Annotated in this window: 12 protein-coding genes and 1 pseudogene; 3 read left to right on the top strand and 10 right to left on the bottom strand. The window is 68.4% G+C overall.

The window, feature by feature from the left end; genetic code table 11:
• Positions 1-27 precede the first annotated feature (27 nt).
• The 3 genes from NY1_RS34910 to NY1_RS34900 are packed head-to-tail and all read right to left on the bottom strand — an operon-like array spanning position 28 to position 2,811.
• A complete protein-coding gene (locus tag NY1_RS34910) occupies positions 28-999 on the bottom strand; it encodes a DUF5996 family protein (protein WP_067721438.1) in 972 nt (323 codons plus the stop codon).
• Between the two features lie 55 nt (positions 1,000-1,054).
• Positions 1,055-1,699 (bottom strand): FMN reductase, encoded by a 645-nt coding sequence (locus NY1_RS34905; protein ID WP_067721437.1) that lies wholly within the window; start codon positions 1,697-1,699, stop codon positions 1,055-1,057.
• Positions 1,696-2,811: an LLM class flavin-dependent oxidoreductase gene (locus tag NY1_RS34900; protein WP_067721481.1), complete on the bottom strand. Its 1,116-nt coding sequence runs from the start codon at positions 2,809-2,811 to the stop codon at positions 1,696-1,698. The genes NY1_RS34905 and NY1_RS34900 overlap by 4 nt, the downstream gene beginning before the upstream one ends.
• A 260-nt stretch (positions 2,812-3,071) precedes the next feature.
• On the opposite strand from NY1_RS34900, the gene NY1_RS34895 reads away from it, so the two are divergent.
• Entirely contained in the window at positions 3,072-3,431 is a 360-nt protein-coding gene (locus tag NY1_RS34895) for a hypothetical protein (protein WP_067721436.1), read from the top strand.
• A gap of 213 nt (positions 3,432-3,644) precedes the next feature.
• Here the strand turns inward: NY1_RS34895 and NY1_RS44300 are convergent, their stop codons facing one another.
• The 6 genes and pseudogenes from NY1_RS44300 to NY1_RS34870 all read right to left on the bottom strand — a co-directional run bounded on the left by NY1_RS44300 (position 3,645) and on the right by NY1_RS34870 (position 9,645).
• The gene (locus NY1_RS44300) at positions 3,645-4,157 is read right to left on the bottom strand and encodes an ARPP-1 family domain-containing protein (protein ID WP_218028529.1); all 513 of its coding nucleotides are present in this window, start codon (positions 4,155-4,157) and stop codon (positions 3,645-3,647) included.
• A 106-nt stretch (positions 4,158-4,263) separates the two neighbouring features.
• A pseudogene (locus NY1_RS45575) lies at positions 4,264-4,611 on the bottom strand (ARPP-1 family domain-containing protein); the annotation flags it as partial.
• Entirely contained in the window at positions 4,608-5,960 is a 1,353-nt protein-coding gene (locus NY1_RS34885; protein ID WP_067721435.1) for a vWA domain-containing protein, read from the bottom strand. The gene NY1_RS34885 and the pseudogene NY1_RS45575, both read right to left, overlap by 4 nt.
• Positions 5,961-6,223: 263 nt before the next feature.
• Complete coding sequence (locus NY1_RS34880; RefSeq protein ID WP_067721434.1) at positions 6,224-7,342, bottom strand: zinc-binding dehydrogenase; 1,119 nt, start codon at positions 7,340-7,342, stop codon at positions 6,224-6,226.
• Positions 7,342-8,469, bottom strand: coding sequence for an acyl-CoA dehydrogenase family protein (locus NY1_RS34875; protein ID WP_067721433.1), 1,128 nt, complete (start codon positions 8,467-8,469; stop codon positions 7,342-7,344). Before NY1_RS34875 ends, NY1_RS34880 begins: the two co-directional genes overlap by 1 nt.
• A 9-nt stretch (positions 8,470-8,478) precedes the next feature.
• Positions 8,479-9,645: an acyl-CoA dehydrogenase family protein gene (locus NY1_RS34870; protein WP_067721432.1), complete on the bottom strand. Its 1,167-nt coding sequence runs from the start codon at positions 9,643-9,645 to the stop codon at positions 8,479-8,481.
• A 71-nt stretch (positions 9,646-9,716) separates the two neighbouring features.
• On the opposite strand from NY1_RS34870, the gene NY1_RS34865 reads away from it, so the two are divergent.
• Both NY1_RS34865 and NY1_RS34860 read left to right on the top strand, forming a co-directional pair.
• Positions 9,717-10,670: a patatin-like phospholipase family protein gene (locus NY1_RS34865; RefSeq protein WP_233434618.1), complete on the top strand. Its 954-nt coding sequence runs from the start codon at positions 9,717-9,719 to the stop codon at positions 10,668-10,670.
• Complete coding sequence (locus tag NY1_RS34860; RefSeq protein WP_067721431.1) at positions 10,667-11,251, top strand: TetR/AcrR family transcriptional regulator; 585 nt, start codon at positions 10,667-10,669, stop codon at positions 11,249-11,251. The genes NY1_RS34865 and NY1_RS34860 overlap by 4 nt, the downstream gene beginning before the upstream one ends.
• Positions 11,252-11,575: 324 nt before the next feature.
• Here the strand turns inward: NY1_RS34860 and NY1_RS34855 are convergent, their stop codons facing one another.
• Positions 11,576-14,083 carry a heavy metal translocating P-type ATPase gene (locus tag NY1_RS34855; protein ID WP_067721430.1) on the bottom strand — a complete coding sequence of 836 codons (2,508 nt, stop codon included), beginning with the start codon at positions 14,081-14,083 and terminating at the stop codon, positions 11,576-11,578.
• Positions 14,084-14,161 lie beyond the last annotated feature (78 nt).

The following is a 14,161-nucleotide window of genomic DNA, read 5'->3' as shown; positions in this document are numbered from 1 at the left end:
GCCGGAGAGACGATTCGGGGCATACGGTTATTCCGGCCACCCCAATCGTGACGTCTCCAGTACCGGATCGGTGATGCCGCCGTGACAGGCCAGATCGTCGGCTTTCCACCCGGCCAGCTGGGCCCCGTCGGAGTAGGCGGATTGGAAGAACCCCATCACGGTCTCGATGGGGTCGGCGGCCGTGCGCGCGGCGTCGTAGGCCAGGTAGGCGTTGTGCCCGGACCCGGATTCGGCCCAGTGCGCGGCGGCCGGGGACAGCGGCAGCGAGGCCAGTCCGGCGGGTTCGGGTGCGGTGTAGGAGTAGAAGGTGGGTTCGGGGACCTTGTCGTCGCCGAACCAGAATCCGGCGCTGATCACCTCGCGCGAGTACGCCTCCCGGGTGACCGGATCCACCGCGTCGGTCATGTCGATCTTGCGGTCGGAGAAGCGCTGCACCGCGAGATCGAAGGTGTGCCAGAACAATTGGACCGGGCTGATCTTGCCGGAGTAGGTGGAACTGAACCGTTCGAGAATCCGCCCGACCTGGCTGTGCACGTGGAAGGCGCGCAGCGCGGCGGCCGGGTCGTAGTGGTGGTGTTCCTCGTCCTCGTCGAAGGGCCGGCCGTGATCGGGCAGGTCGAACGGCGTGGGATGGGCGATGACGACGTGCACGCCGAGTTCCTCGAACGCGTTCATGGTCTCGATGTAGAAGCTGGCGACGGACTGCCCCGCGAGCGGGACCTCGGCCTGGATGCCGGTGGTGGTCGAGATCCGCAGCACGTGGTCGAAGAAGTCGAACTCGCAGGTGAACACGGGTCCGTCGGTGGCGCTGCCGAGCGGGACGGTGGTCCAGCCGCGGGCGGTGAGCCGATAGGTCATATGCCACCAGTGATTGCGCCGGATGCCCTTGGCCAGCGCCACCTTGCCGATGATCTGGGCGTAGCGGTGCAGGGTTTCCTTGGTAGGCCGCCAGGCGTCGAGCGGGATGGCGGGCAGTAGGTCCGCGGTGTGCTCGGTCATCTCTCTACCCGCCTTCTTTCGAGGGACTTGCGGCCCTTGTCATGCTACCCAGCTATTACGTGGCTATGACGTCTGTGCGGCGGTTCGCGCCGCCGCGGTCACCGGCGAGGAGCTGCTCGAACGGCACCGGCTGCTCGTAGGGATCGAGCTTGGCCGCGCTCGGCCGCATAGCCACCTGATCGGCGAATTCCCCGGCCGCGCGCAGGATCCGGCCGCTCAGCCCGCTGTCCACGCCGCCGCCCGTGCCCCAATCCTCCGAGGCCGCGTACACCGTGGTCGGCACCACGACGGCGCGCAGGTAGGCGAACAGCGGCCGGACCGCGTGCTCGAGAGCCAGCGAGTGCCGGGCGGTGCCGCCGGTGGCGGCTGCCAGCACCGGCTTGCCGATCAGCGAATCCGGTTCCAGCACATCGAAGAAGGTCTTGAACAGGCCGCTGAACGAGGCGTTGAAGATGGGCGTGACGGCGATGATCCCGTCCGCGCCCACCACCTTGTCGATGGCCGCCCGCAGGTCACCGGAGGCGAAGCCGGTGACCAGGTTGTCGGCCAGGCCGTGGGCGTGATCGCGGAGTTCGATCACGTCGAATTCCAGCTCGGTGTCGGGCAGTGCGGCCCGAGTGGCGGCGATCAGGCGATCGGCCAGCAAACGGGTCGAGGAGGGCTGGGAGAGCCCGGCCGAAACCACGGCGATGCGGGTCATGCGGTTACCTCGTCCTTCTTCTCGTCGTTCTCGTCGGCGGCGGCACGCGCGGCCACCAGGCTCGCGTGCGTCGGCCCGTCCGGCACGTGCGCCGGGCGCAGCGCGTCGAATTCCTTGCGCAGCACCGGAACCACTTCCTCGCCCAGCAGGTCCAGCTGTTCGAGCACGGTCTTCAGCGGCAGGCCGGCGTGATCCATCAGGAACAGCTGGCGCTGGTAGTCGCCGAAGTACTCGCGGAAGCTCAGCGTCTTGTCGATGACCTCCTGCGGGCTGCCGACGGTCAGCGGCGTCTGCTCCATGAAGTCCTCGAGCGACGGCCCGTGCCCGTAGACGGGCGCGTTGTCGAAGTAGGGCCGGAATTCCTTGATGGCGTCCTGCGAGTTCTTGCGCATGAACACCTGCCCGCCCAGTCCCACGATGGCCTGGTCGGCGCTACCGTGCCCGTAGTGCTCGTAGCGCTGCCGGTACAGCCGGATCAGCCGCTGGAAGTGATGCTTGGGCCAGAAGATGTTGTTGGCGAAGAAGCCGTCACCGTAGTAGGCGGCCTGTTCGGCGATCTCGGGGCTGCGGATCGAGCCGTGCCACACGAACGGCGCGACGCCGTCGAGCGGGCGCGGGGTGGAAGTGAAGCCCTGCAACGGGGTCCGGTACTTGCCTTCCCAGTCCACCACGTCCTCGCGCCACAGCCGGTGCAGCAGATGGTAGTTCTCGATGGCCAGCGGAATGCCGTCGCGAATGTCCTTGCCGAACCACGGATATACCGGCCCGGTGTTGCCGCGTCCCATCATCAGATCCACGCGCCCGCCCGCCAGATGCTGGAGCATGGCGAAGTCCTCGGCGATCTTCACCGGATCGTTGGTGGTGATCAGCGTGGTGGCGGTGGACAGGATGATGCGGTCGGTCTTGGCCGCTACATAGCCGAGCATGGTGGTCGGCGAGGACGGCACGAACGGCGGATTGTGGTGTTCGCCGGTCGCGAAGACGTCCAGGCCGACTTCCTCTGCCTTCTGGGCGATGGTCACCATGGCCTGAATGCGCTCGGCCTCGCTCGGGGTCCGGCCGGTGGTCGGGTCCATGGTGACGTCGCCGACGCTGAAAATTCCGAACTGCACGGGGTCCTCCTCGAGAGCCATCCGCCTTTGGTGGATATGTCAACCTCCTGAACATCCTAGGACGCGCAGGTATTCCGACTTGCCCCAAGGTGACCCGCAACACTGTTGCGGGTGTCACAATTAGTCGCAACCGACCTGGTACAACAGTGAAACGCCCAGTAAGGCAAGATCTTTCGAAGTATCCTGAACATTCCCCGTGCAACGCCGGAGATCTCCGGGCCGGGGAGACGGCCTCGAGCATGGACAGGGGGTAGGTCCGTATGGCGGACAACACCGTCGGGACGGCATACGCCGTGGTCGTCACCGCGGTCTCCGACCCGATGCAGGTGGAGGGTCTGGAGTGGGAGGACGCCGTCGAGTACCTGCCGAGTATCGACTCGCGCGCCATGCAGAGCTGGGTCCGGTCGCAGGAGGCCAAGGGGCAGGCGCCGCGCACCGGCGTGGTCATTCCGGGTCCGCAGCGGCGGGTCGGGCAGCGCCATCCGTATCGGGAGGTGTGCGTGCCGTCGGCGGAATATCAACTCTTCAGCGCGGCGGTGCGAACGCGCCCGCGACCGGCTCCGGAAATCACTCGGACCGAGGACGATTCGCGTCAGCGAGCCGGATTGCTGACGGCGTGAGACATTACGAAGCCCCGGTGGAGTCAGGTCTCCACCGGGGCTTTCGGAGTAAGGTACGGGACAGGCGGCCGGCGCGATGGCGGGGCATTGATCTTTCGCTTAGCAGGCGAATTCATTTGCTTCATGTGGAATGAAGTTGGATCCCGTCGTGCCCGGCTCAGTTCCCGTACTGCTATTCAATCCTTTATTGCGTTGGCGCGCAATCTATTTAATTCACCACCGCCCGGGCACCCAGTCGACCGGGAAGATCGAGGCGTAGACCAGGCGCTCGTGCTCGCGCACCAGCTGACCGGTGATGCCCTCACCGTAGACGGTGGACAGGTGCAGGTCGAGGTAGCTCTCCTCGTCCTTGCTGTTCAATCCGCTCGCCGGGGGCATCCAGGACAGCACCTCGTCACGCTGCCGCGCTCGCGAGTTCGCCAGTTCCGCACGCAGCCCGGCGATATCGCCGGCCTCGAGGGCCTGCGTCGCGGGCAGCGGCCGGTGCTCGTGCCAGGCGGAGACGCCGTAGGCGAAGCACACCAGCGGCATCCACATCTCCGCGAAGTACCGCGGATCCGGCGCGATCTCCAGCCCCGCGAAGCGCTCGCCGAGGAAGAACAGCGCCCCCAGCTGGCCGGGCAGCAACTCCAGGCGATTGCGGAACTGGGTCAGCACCGCGCGCTCGCGGGTCAGGATCTGCTCCAGATGCCCGCGGGCGGGCAGGCGGTACCGGGCGTTCAGCACGGTGATGTCCTGCCACAGCTTGGGAATACCCGGGCTGCCCGCGCAGCGCCAGCGCCTGTGCCCGCAGCTCCAGCGGCAGCACGAAGAACCACTGATCGCGCCCCTCCAGGTAACCGCCCTGCGCCGCCTGCACGCAGCAGGCGTCGTCGAAGCGGCGGGTCTCGCCCGCGCCGAGCAGGGCGGCCGAGCACAGCGCGTGATTCTGCGCGCCCTCCTGGATATAGCCGATGTGCAGCGGCACGATGGCCACGCCGGCGGGGGCGGGATTGCGCAGCTCGACGCTGCCGTAACCCACCACCTGCTTCAGCTTCAGCCCGGAACGCGGCGGCACGATGCCGGGCCGTTCCGGTCCGTGGATCGGGACTATGGTGAGCACGCCCGCGCGCTGCGGGTCACCCAGCCGGTACCCGGTCAGGTCGACCGGGGCGCGCACGAGGGTATCGAGTCTGGTCATGCGTTCGCTCCTTCCAAGCGAGCGTCGAGGAAGCGCAGCGCCGCGGCCCGGATCCATTCCGCTCCCGACGGCCCGTGCGCGAAAACCCACGGCAGCAGCCCGCCGAAATCGTCCTGGTGCCAGAACCCCTGCCGCGGCAGCTCCGGTGCGGGATTGCGCAGGGTGAGATCGTCACCGCCGGTGAACATGGCCTGCGCCAGCAGGATCGGCGTCGTGAACTCGAGCCGCCGCAGCGCCGACGCCACCCGCGCCAGATCGCCCGGCATCCGGTTCTCGTAGCCGTCGGTGACGATCACCACCACGTCCGGCGCGCCGCCCACGTCCGGCCCGGAAACCATTGCGGTGGAGTCGGTTCCGGCGCGCGACGTCAGCTCCATGGCGTCGAGCAGACCGGTCGCGAGATCGGTGGGCGCGGTCTGGCCGTGGCCGACCTCGATGACGGTGAGCCGCTCGCACAGTTCGGCGAGCACCAGCCGCAGCGCTTCGGCCTGGGACAGCAGCGCCCACTCGCGCTCGCCGTAGCCCCGCATGGACTCCGAGGTGTCCAGTACCAGGGCCACGTGATCGCGATTGCGCGGCAGGTCGCGGGTAGCCGCGGCGACGTAACCGGCCAGCGCGGCGCCCAATTCGGTCCCCGATCCGCCCCGGTAGACGTGCACCAGGGCGGCGGCGATCTGTCCGCGATTGCTCACGGTGACGATGGGATCGCGCGCCGGGGCCGGCTCCAGCGGAACCGCCGGCTCGGTCAGCGTGGGCACACCGTGCACGCCGGGCGCGTACAGCTGCGCCACCCGTGCGATGGCCACGCCCGGATTCGCCGTGAACCGCAGCAGCTTTCGCCGCAACGCGGCCGAACCCACGTCCCCCTCGGCGATCATGCGCGCGCACCCGCGCGCCGTCGCCTTGCCGAGCGCGTGCTCGAAGCAGTCGACCAGCGCAGGACGCCGCGCCGGAATCAACAGCTCGGCGTCGGGATGGTCGAGCACGAACGCCAGGACGGCCCGGGTGACGTGCTTGTGGTTGGCCCGCATCCGCCGCAGCGCCAGCAGCACGGTGATCACCAGGTCCGGGCGAACGCCGAAAAGCAGCGCCCGCGTGGCCTTGTCGACGTTCTTCCGCGTCGCCTCGTCCAGTCCCGCGCGGGAGGTCTTCAGCACCTGCAACAGCACGCGGGCGCGCTGCGTCTCCCGCACTCCCGGCACCAGTGCCAGCAGTGCGTAACTCTCCGGGTCGGCGCTGTAGGCCGCTCCGTGGAATTCCGCGTCGTCCCACTTCACGACGCCGGCCCTGGACAGGGTCAGCGCCGTGTCGTGGGTGCGGAGGTGATCGAGGATTCGTGCGGTGTTCATCGACCGAGTGTAGGAATGGTCACACTCGATCAGCTATTGATTTTCCTTGGGGGCCAGGAGGTCTCGCCGCAGCGAGAAACGAGATAGTGGGGTCGCTTCGCCTGCCGTCCCCGGCTGTGGTCCCCCGGCCGGGAGCCGCTATCTCGCTTTCCGGCGTCGTTCCGGCCGTTGTCGCGTTCTCGAGCGGCGACGAGTGGCACATGAGTGAGGGGGTTGTCGGCGTGTCGCATCATTCATGCGCCGTTGATCATGAAGTGGGCGCGTCAGGGGGTGTTCTGGCCGAAGACGATGATTTGACGGACGGCTTTGCCGTCGGCGAGCAGGTCCATTGCCTCGTTGATCTGTTCCAGTTCGATGCGCGCGGAGATCAGGCGCTCGACCGGCAGTCGTCCTTCCCGCCACAGCTGCTCGTAGCGCGGGATGTCGCGGGCCGGGACCGCCGAACCCAGGTAGCTGCCGACAATGGTGCGGGCTTCGGCGGTCAGGGTCAGTGGCGGCAGGGTCACGGTGGCGTTCGGGGCGGGTAGGCCGACGGTGATCGTCATGCCGCCGGGAGCCGTTGCGGCGTAGGCGGTTTCGAATGCGGCGGGGTGGCCCGCGCATTCCACCACGTAGCGTGCGCGGATGCCTTCGGCGCGGACCTGTTCGGGCGTGTAGGTCTCGGCGGCTCCGAGTTCCTTCGCCATGGCCAGCTTCTCCGGCATCCGGTCGACGGCGATGACCCGTTGCACGCCGACGGCTTTGGCGGTGAGCAGCGCGGCCATGCCGACGCCGCCGAGGCCCACCACCATCAGGCTGTCCGCGGCGCTCGGGTCGGCCACATTGAGCACCGCGCCGCCCCCGGTGAGGACCGCGCAGCCGAAGAGGGCGGCCACCTCCGCCGGGACGTCGTCGCCGACGGCCACCACGGAGGCCCGGTCCACCACGGCGTGCGTGGCGAAACCGGAGACGCCGAGGTGATGGCGGACGCGGTCGCCGCCGCGAGACAGGTGCCCGGCGTGGTGCAGCAGCTCGCCCGCGGTATTGCTGCGGGTGCCCGCGGAACAGGGCAGTTGGCCGCCCCGGTCGCAGGCGTCGCAGTTTTCGCAGCGCGGCAGGAAGGACATGACGACTCGTTGTCCCGCAACGAGATCCGCCACCCGCTCCCCTACCTTCAGGACGGTGCCCGCCGCCTCGTGCCCCAGCAGCATGGGCAGTGGACGGGGGCGATTGCCGTCCACCACGCTGAGGTCGGAGTGGCAGACGCCGGCGGCCTCGATGGCGACCAGGACCTCGGTGGGTCCGGGATCGCCGAGTTCGAGGTCGCAGACCGTGATCGGCACGGTGCCGGCGTAGGGCCGCCCGCGTCCGATCTCCTCCAGCACCGCGCCGCGAATGCGCATCAGATTTCGACCATCTGGTGATCGGCGACCTGACCGGCGAGGTAGCGCAGGTGATCGCTGGAGTCGCCGAGCGTGTGCTCGATGGCGGTCAGCCGCGCGGTGTAGTGGCCGACCGGATATTCGGCGGTCATGCCGATGCCGCCGTGCAGCTGGATGGCCTCCTGGCCGATATGCCTGCCGGAGCGCCCGATTCGCAGTTTGGCGCGCGAGGCGACCAGCGGATCGATCATGCCGTCGGCCAGCGACATCGACGCGTACAGGCTCATGCTGCGGGCCAGTTCGAGCGAGACGTACATATCGGCGGCGCGCTGGGTCAGCGTCTGGAAGGTGCGCAGCGGGACGCCGAACTGCTTGCGGGTCTTCAGGTATTCGGTGGTGAGCCGCAGCGCCTCGGACATGGCGCCGACGGCTTCCGCGCCCAGCGCCGCCTGGGCGTGAATGGCGGTGGCGGCGATGAGGGCCGAGCGGTCCTCGGCGGCGCCGAGCAATTCCGCTGCCGCGCCGTCGAATTCGATATCCGCGCCGCGCTGACCGTCATGAGTGGCGAAGGCAGTGCGGCGGACGCCGCTGCCTTCGGGATCGACCAGGAACAGCCCGACGCCGCCCTCCGGCAGTGCCGCGCTGACGATCAGCAGTTCCGCGCAATCGCCGTGCGAGACCGGGTTCTTGCGCCCGGCCAGCTGCCAGCCCTCGGCCCGCGCGATGGCCTGGGTGCCGATCTCGGTGGCGGGCCAGCGCAAGCCGGGTTCGTTGTGCGCGAACGCGACTCGCAGTTCGCCCTCGGCGATCCTGGGCAGCAGGTCCTTGCGCTGCGCGTCGGTGCCCGCCTGGCCGATCAGCCCGCCGGGCAGCAGGGCGCAGTCCAGCAGCGGTTCGGGGGCCAGCCCGCGGCCGAGCTCCTCGAGCACCAGCATGGCCTCGATGGGCCCCGCGCCCATACCGCCGTCCGCCTCGGCGAAAGTCAGCCCGAGCAAGCCGATTTCGGCGAAGGTGGCCCACACCTTCGGATCCCAGCCGAGTTCGGTGGCGATCACCTCGTTGCGGCGTTCGGGGGTGTAGCTGCGGCCGAGCACATCGCGCACGGTGTCACGCAGCATTTCCTGTTCGGTGGAGAGTTCGAAATCCATGGTGTCGCCTCACAATCCGAGGATCGTCGAAGCGATGATGCCGCGCTGCACCTCGTTGGATCCTCCGTAGATCGATGTCTTGCGGTAGTTCAGGTAGGTGGCGGTGCTGCGGTGCGCCCAGTCCGGCCGCGATTCGTCCTCGCGCACCAGCGAATCCGGTCCGGCGATGTCGACCAGCAGTTCGGTGACGGCCTGCTGGAGTTCGGTGCCGCGCAGTTTCAGGATCGAGGACACCGGGTTGGGCTTGCCGTCGGCGGAACCGGCGGCGACCCGCAACTGCACGAGTTCCAGTGCCAGCAGCTCGTTTTCGAGTTCGGCCAGGCGGGCGGCGAACATGGGATCGTCGAGCATGGTGCCCGCGCCCAGGCGGGTCTGCTTGGCGTACTCCTTGGCCAGCCACAGCCGCACCTTGGTCTGGCCGACCGCGGCGATGCCGGTGCGTTCGTTGCCGAGCAGGAACTTGGCGTAGGTCCAGCCCTGATTCTCCTCGCCCACCAGCTGATTCGCGGGCACCCGGACGTTCTCCAGGAACACCTCGTTGACCTCGTGGCCGCCGTCGATCAGCTTGATCGGCCGCACGGTGACGCCGGGGGTATCGAGCGGGAACAGCAGCATGGAGATGCCGGCCTGCTTCTTGGGCGCGTTCGGATCGGTGCGCGCCAGGCAGAACATCCAGTCGGCGGACTGGGCGGCGGTGGTCCAGGTCTTCTGGCCGTTGATCACGTACTCGTCGCCGTCGCGCACCGCGACGGTGCGCAGCGAGGCCAGGTCGGAGCCGGCGTCGGGCTCGGAAAAGCCCTGGCACCACCAGATGTCGAGGTTCGCGGTGGCGGGCAGGAAGCGTTCCTTGAGCTCCTGCGCACCGAAGTGCGCGATGACCGGGCCGATCATATTGGTGTTGAAGGTGAGCGGTTCCGGCACCGAGGCCAGCTGCAGTTCGTCGTGCCAGATATGGCGCTGAACGGGGGTCCAGTCACGACCGCCCCATTCGACCGGCCAGTTCGGCGTCGCCAGCCCGTGCGCGTTCAGGATGCGCTGCGCGGTGACGATGTCGTCCTTGCTCAGTTCCTGCCCGTGCCGGGCGCGATTGCGGATCTCGGCCGGGATCTCGCTGCGGAAGAAGGCGCGCAGCTCGTCCCGGAAGGCCAGCTCGTCCTCGGTGAGTGCCAATTGCATGCCGGGTATGATACACAGAGATTCCAATGTCTCAAATGGCATCATGGACGCAGACATCGAAGGGAGGGCGGGTGCCCGAGCAGAGCAAGGCCGTCGGGGTGGGCGAGCTGCTGGCCTGGCGGCGGCGCACCGACAGCGTGCCCGGCCGCCGTCGCGACGAACACCGATTGGCGCTGGTCATCGAGGGTGGATCGTCGCGCGGGGCGTTCTCGCACGGGATGGCGATGGCCATCGAGGAACTGGGTCTGCTGCCGAGTTTCGACGCCGTGTACGGGGCGTCGGCGGGTGCGCTCAATGGCGCGTGGCTGCTGTGCGGGCGGGCGCGGGAGTCGCGGCGGGCCTGGAATCCCGAGGTCATCAATCGGGTGATCTCACCTACCCGGGCGCTGCGCGGCGGGCGTGTGGTGGACACCGACTATCTGGTGCACACCGTGTACGAGCGCATCGTGCCGATGGACTTCCCGGCGATCCTGGCCAATCCGGTCACCTTCCATCCGATCGCCACCGACGCCGATACCGGCGAGGCGGTGGATCTGCATCCCACGCTCACCAATCCCCGTGCGGTACAGGCGTCTTTGCGCGCCTCCACCTGCCTGCCGCTGCTGGCGGGTCGGCCGGTGCGGATCGGCGAGCGGCGGTACGTGGATGCCGGGCTCTCCGAATCCGTGCCCATCCGAACGGCTTTGGCGCAGGGGGCGACCCGGGTGCTGGTGCTGCGCACCCGGCGCGACGACGAGATCGCCCGTCCCCCTTCGTCCTTGGAGAACCGCGTGGTGACCCGCTTCCTGGCCAAGCACGCCCCCGGCACGGTCGAACCGTGGCTGGCGCGCGGGGCGCGGCACACCGAGGACGAGCGCGAGTTCGCCGGCGATCCGGCGGTCATGCAGATCCGCCCGCCGCGTGGCGCGCCCGATATCGGACGCATCGCCCGCGATCCGGACGTGCTGCAACAGGCCCTGGACCTGGGTCGCGCCGCGACCACGCGGGCCTTGTCGCCGTTCCTGACCCCTATGCTTTCCGCGTGACGCGCGGCGAGGGAACCAGGGCGCCCGGCCGGCCGGCCACGGCCAGCCGGGAGGAAGTGCTGAAAGCGGCCATCGCGGTGTTCCTGGAGGGCAAGCGGCTGGATGTGAACGCCATCGCCGCCCAGCTCGGGGTGGGGCGGGCCAGCATCTACCGCTGGTTCGGGTCGCGGGACGGGCTGCTCGGCGCGGCCATCGCACGGCAGCTGGATCGCATGATCGCGCATACCGATCGGCGCTCGCGGGCCACCGGCGGCGCCCGCCTGCTGGAGATTCTGGACCACACCATTCACTGGCTGGTCGAAGACGATTCGCTGCGCACCTATTTCGACAACGAGTCGACGGCGGCGCTGCGCTTGATCACCCGCAGTGACGGGCCGGTGCACCAGGCGGCGGTGGCCGCGGTGGAGGGGCTGATCGAACGGGCCGAGGAGCAGGGGTATCAGCCGCCGATCGAGCGGGCCACGCTGGCGTACGCGCTGGTGCGGTTGTGGGAGGCGTTCCTCTACAACGACGCGGTAGCCGGGTTCCGGGGTGATGTGGAACGGCTGCGGCAGGTGCAGACGGCACTGCTGCGGGTGTGATCCGGCGGTGTGATGCGAAAAAAAGCGAACGCCCGCCGGTCCGAATGGACCAGCGGGCGTTTCACGCGTTCAGGCGCTGAATCAGGCCAGGCCCCACGACTTCAGGATGTAGGTGATGTTCGCGGTGATCGAGGTGATCGTGCTCGCGAGATCCAGCGCGGCGGAGCCAAGGTTGATGATGGGCATGACGCAACTTTCCGTTCGGTTTCGGGGTTCGAATCCACGGTAGTAATGCGTCAGCCACCTGGCATCATGAAGATGTTCACGGCTGTGAGCTGCTGTTACGCAGGCCACAAACCGGCGAGACCGGCGTATTTGTGAATCTCAGTTCCGCTCGGGCAACTTCAGCCCTTTCAGCGATATCGCATTGAGCGCGACGATGATGCTGGACCCGGACATGGAGATGGCGGCCATCTCCGGGCGCAGGGTGAAGCCGAACGCGGGCTCGAACACACCGGCGGCGATGGGCAGGGCGAGGGTGTTGTAGCCGACCGCCCAGGCCAGGTTCTGATGCATCTTGCGCAGCGTGCCGCGGCCGATGCGCAGCGCGGTCGGGATATCGAGGGGGTCCGAGCGCATGAGCACCACATCGGCGGTCTCGATGGCCACATCGGTGCCCGCGCCGATGGCGATGCCCAGATCGGCCTGGGCGAGCGCGGGGGCATCGTTGACGCCGTCGCCGACCATGGCGACCTTTTTGCCGCCCGCCTGTAGTTCAGTGATCTTGTCGGCCTTGTCGCCGGGCAGCACCTCGGCGATGACGGTGTCGATGCCGAGTTCGGCGGCGATGCGCTCGGCCGTGGCCTGATTGTCACCGGTCAGCATGACCACTTCGATGCCCATATCGTGCAGGTCCGCAACGGCTTTCGCGGAGGTCTCGCGGGGCGCGTCGGCGATGCCGATGACGGCCGCGGGCTTGCCGTCGACGGCGGCCAGCACGGCGGTCTGGCCGGCGCCGGCGATGCGGTCGCGGTCGGCGGCCGAGTCGCCGAGGGGAATGCCCTCGCGCTCGAGCAGCCGCCGGTTGCCGATCACCACGCGGCGGCCGGCGACGGTGGCAATGGCGCCGTGGCCGGGCACGTTCTGGAAATCCTGGGCGCGATTGTCCGGCGCGCCATGCTGTTCCGCGTATCGCACCACGGCTTCGGCGAGCGGATGCTCGGATTCGCGTTCCACGCCCGCCAGCAGCGGCAGCAGTTCGGCTTCGGCGAAGCCGTCGGCGACGGCGATCTCGGTGACTTCCGGTTCGCCCTTGGTGAGGGTGCCGGTCTTGTCCATGACGACGGTCTGGATGCGGGCCGAACTCTCCAGGGCCATGGCGTTCTTGAACAGCACGCCGCGTTTCGCGCCGAGTCCGGTGCCGACCATGATGGCGGTCGGCGTGGCCAGGCCGAGGGCATCGGGGCAGGTGATGACGACGACGGTGATGGCGAACAGCATGGCCTTGGCGAAGGTCGCGCCGGCCAGCAGCCATACCACCAAAGTCAGTGCGCCGCCGACCAAAGCCACCAGCACCAGCCAGAAGGCCGCGCGGTCGGCCAGTTTCTGGCCCGGGGCCTTCGAATTCTGGGCCTGCTGCACCAGATTCACGATCTGGGCCAAGGCGGTGTCGGAGCCGACCTTGGTGGCGCGGACCCGCAGGGTGCCGTTCTTGTTGAGCGTCGCGCCGATGGCGGTGGCGCCGGGTTCCTTGTGCACCGGCAGGCTTTCGCCGGTCACCATGGATTCGTCGACTTCGCTCTCGCCCTCGACGACCTCGCCGTCGGTGGCGATCTTCGCGCCGGGGCGGACGAGCAGGACATCGCCGACGACGACTTCGGCCGTGGGGATTTCGACTTCCTTGCCGTCGCGGATGACCACGGCCTGCGGCGGGGCGAGATCGAGCAGGGTGCGGATGGCGTCGTTCGCGCCGCCGCGCGCCCGCATCTCGAACCAGTGGCCGAGCAGTACGAAGGTGGCGAGCATGGTGGAGGCTTCGTAGAAGACTTCGCCGCCACCGGTGAGGGTGATGGCGAGCGAGTACAGCCAGCCCGCGCCGATGCCGACGGCTACCAGCACCATCATGTCGAGGGTGCGGGCTTTGAGGGCCTGCACGGCTCCGGTGAAGAAGATGCTCGACGAATAGAAGATCACCGGCAGGCTCAGAATCAACGCCCAGATGTCCTGGCGTAGCCCGAACGGCGTGGGCAACTCCAGCCCGAACATGTCCGAGGCCATGGGCGACCACAGCATGACCAGCACCGAGAACACGGCCGCCACCAGAAAGCGATTCCGCATGTCCCGCGCCATGTCGTCCATGGACATGCCCGCGTGCCCCGCATGCCCACCGTGCCCGGCGTGCCCCGCCGCACCGTGATCCATACCCGCATGCCCCGCGTGATCCGTCCCCGCACGGGCGGCATGGTCCGTGCCCTCGTGCGCAGCGTGGTTCATACCCTCGTGCCCGGCGTGGTCCATGCCCTCGTGCGCAGCATGGTCCATGCCTTCGTGCCCGGCGTGATCCACATCCGTATCCGTATGCGCGGCGTGCGCCGTGTGGTCCATTGCTGCGTGCCGCTGCGCACCGGGCTCCGCCATCGGGTCGCAGATGTGGATGGGCACCGATTGCCCGGCGCAGTGCAGGCCGCATTCGCGTACCCACTCGCGCAGGTCCGCCACCGAGGTGCGCGCCGGATCGAAGGTCACCGTCGCGGTTTCGGATACCGGGTTGGGGTCTACGGAGAGCACCCCGGGCCGTCGCCCCAGCACCGCGCGAATGGTGTTCTGCTGGCTGGCCCAGCGCAATCCGCGCATGTCCAGCACCGCGACGCCGTGCCCGTTGTGCTCGTCCATACCGCGCTCCTCACGTCCACGAGATCCCCATCGAAGATATACCCTTCAGGGGTACCGTGTCTGTCGAGCCGGTCGGCG

It is taken from the genome of Nocardia yamanashiensis NBRC 100130 (assembly GCF_001613325.1).
GTDB lineage: Bacteria > Actinomycetota > Actinomycetes > Mycobacteriales > Mycobacteriaceae > Nocardia > Nocardia yamanashiensis.
Note: the sequence above shows the minus strand (reverse complement) of the source record. Positions and strands in the feature narration are given on the sequence as shown.